Origin of the sequence: Burkholderia sp. AU39826, assembly GCF_020419965.1 — a bacterium.
GTDB classification, from domain to species: domain Bacteria; phylum Pseudomonadota; class Gammaproteobacteria; order Burkholderiales; family Burkholderiaceae; genus Burkholderia; species Burkholderia semiarida.
Genome location: NZ_JAIZQG010000051.1, coordinates 1 through 756 on the forward strand (window position 1 = coordinate 1; position 756 = coordinate 756).

Here is a 756-nt window from a genome sequence, read left to right on the forward strand (position 1 = left end):
TACGGATCAAAGCTCGTTTGCCAGCTCCCCGTAGCTTTTCGCAGGCTACCGCGTCCTTCATCGCCTGTGATCGCCAAGGCATCCACCACATGCACTTGTTCGCTTGACCCTATAACGAGTCTGTCTCGTTACAGGTTGAGTTCTCGCGTTGTGCCGTATTCCAATTGAGCCGAACAATGAAGTTCGAATCATCTTGAGATACATCGATACAATCACAACCCGGATAGTTTCCACGCCCATCTCGAGACGCTTCCGCTATCCAAATTACTTACTTCTTCCAGATTGTTAAAGAACGACAGCCGATACCTACTTCGTACCGCTCTGACTGGCTCAATCGCCAATGCAAAATTCTCGGTTCAGTGTCTGAACCAAGCCCTTAGCGTTGGTGATTGGTGGAGGCAGACGGGATCGAACCGACGACCCCCTGCTTGCAAAGCAGGTGCTCTCCCAGCTGAGCTATGCCCCCATGAGTACAGATGCCCTCAGGTACCTACCGCCAGACAATGGTGGGTCTGGTTGGATTCGAACCAACGACCCCCGCCTTATCAAGACGGTGCTCTAACCGACTGAGCTACAGACCCCTGAGTCTGTCTTTAATTTACAGCCGATAAGCGTGAGCGCTCAACTATGCGAGAAGCTCTGGAAAGGAGGTGATCCAGCCGCACCTTCCGATACGGCTACCTTGTTACGACTTCACCCCAGTCATGAATCCTACCGTGGTGACCGTCCTCCTTGCGGTTAGACTAGCCACTTCTG

General features: G+C 52.5%; 2 tRNA genes and 2 rRNA genes. All 4 read right to left on the reverse strand.

Annotation, left to right across the window (positions count from 1 at the left end):
• A 23S ribosomal RNA gene (locus LGM42_RS32940) occupies positions 1-109 on the reverse strand; the annotation flags it as partial.
• A gap of 281 nt (positions 110-390) precedes the next feature.
• Positions 391-466, reverse strand: a tRNA-Ala gene (locus tag LGM42_RS32945).
• Between the two features lie 38 nt (positions 467-504).
• Positions 505-581: transfer RNA gene (locus LGM42_RS32950), tRNA-Ile, on the reverse strand.
• A 62-nt stretch (positions 582-643) separates the two neighbouring features.
• Positions 644-756: ribosomal RNA gene (locus tag LGM42_RS32955) — 16S ribosomal RNA — on the reverse strand; the annotation flags it as partial.